Origin of the sequence: Synechococcus sp. MU1655 (assembly GCF_023630655.1) — a bacterium.
In the GTDB taxonomy this organism is placed as follows: domain Bacteria; phylum Cyanobacteriota; class Cyanobacteriia; order PCC-6307; family Cyanobiaceae; genus Synechococcus_C.
Genome location: NZ_JAKUHK010000232.1, coordinates 1 through 3,272, shown reverse-complemented (window position 1 = coordinate 3,272; position 3,272 = coordinate 1). Strand labels below are relative to the sequence as shown.

General features: G+C 55.0%; 3 protein-coding genes. All 3 read right to left on the bottom strand.

The annotated features are described in order from the left end of the window. Window positions 1–355: NAD-dependent epimerase/dehydratase family protein (locus NCN04_RS09850; RefSeq protein WP_250395977.1), on the bottom strand; the 355-nt coding region annotated here is incomplete at its 3' end. Beyond that, window positions 356–1,411, bottom strand: a complete 1,056-nt coding sequence (hemE, locus tag NCN04_RS09845) for a uroporphyrinogen decarboxylase (RefSeq protein WP_048346831.1) — start codon at window positions 1,409–1,411, stop codon at window positions 356–358. A 96-nt stretch (window positions 1,412–1,507) separates the two neighbouring features. Beyond that, on the bottom strand, window positions 1,508–3,272 hold a 1,765-nt coding region (gene glgB, locus NCN04_RS09840; protein WP_250395976.1), incomplete at its 5' end, for a 1,4-alpha-glucan branching protein GlgB.

The following is a 3,272-nucleotide window of genomic DNA, read 5'->3' as shown; positions in this document are numbered from 1 at the left end:
TGGCGGTGGAGAAGTAAACGATCTGCTCAACGACTGCCGGATTCAGCAGGGCCAGCATCTTTTTAACAGCAACAACATTGACCTGATGGGCACGCTCAGGATCTCCCCAGGCGGTAGCCGTGTGAATCACTCGGGTCACAGTGGAGAGTTCGCTGGTAAATCGATCTATTTCACGTAGATCTCCCACCAACAGGCGAACACGTGGCTGATCGGCTGAGATCGCAGTCAGTTTGGCTGGATCACGCAGCAACAGCAGCAACTCAGCATCAGAATTTTCCAGCAGCCAAGCCGCTGTGTACTGGCCGACGCAACCACTTGCGCCGGTAATCAGGATTCTTGCGGGTGTTTGGATCAATCAGGCCCCCCCGATTCGATCCATCACAGTCTTGCCGGCTTCAAAGAAAGCGCGACCGTTCTCCTCAGGAGTGCCAGGCAAAATCCCGTGGCCCAGATTAAGAATGTGGCGACGACCACGGGCCTTGCGCACACAATCATCGATGCGATCGCGAATCGCTTCTGGTGTGCCAAACAACAATCCTGGATCGACATTGCCTTGCACGCCGACGTGGTCAGGTAGCCGTGCGAGTCCCTCAGCCATGTCGACCGTCCAGTCCAGAGAAATAATGTCGACACCAGTGCGACCCATACGTTCTAAGACCCCTGCGCTTCCTGAGATGTAAAGGATGAACGGGGTGTCGGGATGGGTTTGCTTGACGAGATCGACAACTTTTTTCTGATACGGAGCTGCAAACGTGTCGTAATCGGCGGGGCTGAGTTGCCCTGCCCAGGAGTCAAACATCTGAACCACCTGGGCTCCGGAATCGATTTGATACCGCAGGTAGGTGGCAATCGACGTTGCGAAGTGATCAAGAAGTTTGTGCAGGAGTTCTGGCTCCTGGAAGGCCATCTTTTTAATGACGGCATAGTTCTTGCTGCTTTTCCCTTCCACGACGTACGCCGCCAGGGTCCAGGGTGCGCCTACAAAGCCAAGGACGGCGGCCTGATTGCCAACGCTGCTGCGCAGGCGCCCAAGCACTTCTCCGACAAAGGGCATGCTCTCCTCGGGCTGCAGAGGTCTCAGAGCGTCTACCTGACTGAGGCTCCGGATCGGATCACCAATTTGAGGGCCTTTGCTCTCAACAATGTCGAAATCGATCCCCATGCCAGGGAGTGGAGTCAAGATGTCTGAAAAGAGAATCACTCCATCAGGCTGGAACGCCTTGAACGGCTGCATGGAAATCTCATAGGAGAGATCTGGGTTTTCAGAACGTTCTCGGAAGCTCGGGTGGCGATCGCGGAGGTCGCGATAGACCTTCATGTAGCGCCCTGCTTGGCGCATCATCCAGACAGGAGGACGCTCTACCGATTCTCCGCGGGCGGCACGGAGCAGTAGGGGCAGGGTATCGCTCATGAATGCGTGCAGATCAAGGCGGCAACCTACCTGACCAAACTGACCAAAACGCTGTGTTTTACGGCGATCCGGGCAGTTTTGTCACATCACCTGAACCTAAGCACTCTCTTTGTTAGTGACTTCGGCCAAACTTTTTTTGGGGTCATGCTTGAACACCATCAGGCTGAGCGGTGGCAGGCAGAGCTCCAGGGAGTTCTCGTACCCATGGATGCCCCACTCGTCGGAGGGCTTCCCACCAAGATTTCCCAGATTGCTGCCGCCGTATTTGGCAGCATCCGTGTTGAAGATTTCTTCGTAGAAGCCAGCTATTGGAACGCCCACTTTGTAATGGGAATGGCTTTGGGGCGTGAAGTTGGCCACGACCACGAGCCAGGAGCCGTTTGTTCTTTCTCGGCGCATGAAGCTGATCACGGAGTGGCGATTGTCATTGCAATCGATCCACTGGAAGCCGTACTGATCAAAATCGTCTTGCCAGAGAGCAGGCTCTTGCTTGTAGAGCGCATTCAGCTCTTTCACCATCCGATGAACGCCTGCGTGCGGCGCGTAGTTCAGCAAATCCCACTGCAGATCGCCCCATACGTTCCATTCCGCCCGTTGGCCGAACTCCATGCCCATGAAGATCGTTTTTTTGCCTGGGTGCGTCCACATGTAGGCGAGTAGGGCACGGGTGTTGGCGTACTTCTGCCAGTCATCTCCAGGCATCTTGTGAAGCAGATGACTCTTGCCATGCACGACCTCGTCGTGACTCAGGGCAAGCATGAAGTTTTCGGTGTAGGTGTACCAGATCGAAAACGTGATGTTGTTTTGATGAAACTGGCGGAACCACGGATCCAGCTCGAAGTAATCGAGCATGTCGTGCATCCAACCCATGTTCCATTTGAGATTGAAGCCCAGCCCACCGTTCTCCGTGGGCTGAGTCACCATGGGCCAAGTAGTGGATTCTTCCGCGATTGAAAGCGCGCCGGGGAAATGTTGAAAAAGAACGTGGTTGGCTTGTTGGAGGAAGCGAACCGCTTCGGTGTTTTCTCTGCCGCCGTGTTCGTTGGCTAACCACTCACCATCGGGTCGTAAATAATCCCGGTAGAGCATCGATGCCACCGCATCAACCCGGATGCCATCGATATGGAACTGGTCAAACCAGAAGACGAGATTGGCAACCAGGAAGTTTCTGACTTCATTCCTGCTGTAGTTGAAAATCAGCGTCCCCCATTCCTTGTGCTCGCCAATCCGTGGGTCGGCGTGTTCGTAGAGGTGGCAGCCATCGAAGAAGGCAAGGCCATGACTGTCTTTGGGGAAGTGACCAGGCACCCAATCGATGATTACCCCGATGCCCTCGGCATGGCAGCGATCCACGAAGGCTCGAAATTCGTCGGGAGTGCCGTAGCGGCTTGTGGGTGCATACCAACCTGTGACCTGGTATCCCCATGACCCATCGAAAGGATGCTCCGTGATTGGCATCAATTCGATATGGCTGAACCCCTGCTCTTTGACGTAAGGAATCAGACGATCGGCCAGCTCGGGATAGGTGAGCAGGCGGGCACCTGGCTTGAGATCAGCAGCAGGAACTGGTGGGCGTGGTGTTCCATCGGCTTCGATGAACGGATCGTCCGCTGAGGCATGAATCCAGCTGCCGAGGTGCATCTCGTACACCGAGATCGGCTGATCGAGGGGGTTTCGACGATCTCGGCTACTGATCCAGGCGTCATCATTCCACTGAAAACCGTCCAGATGACTCACGATGGAGCTGGTATCAGGCCTGACTTCATGCTGGAAGCCGTAGGGGTCAGCCTTCTGATAACAGTGGCCGTCTTGGGTGCGGATCTCGTATTTATAAAAGTGTCCTTCCTCCAGTTCGGGAACG

Coding starts and splice junctions, on each gene's coding strand:
- hemE (WP_048346831.1), bottom strand. CDS start 1,411: ATGAGCGATACCCTGCCCCTACTGCTCCGTGCCGCCCGCGGAGAATCG.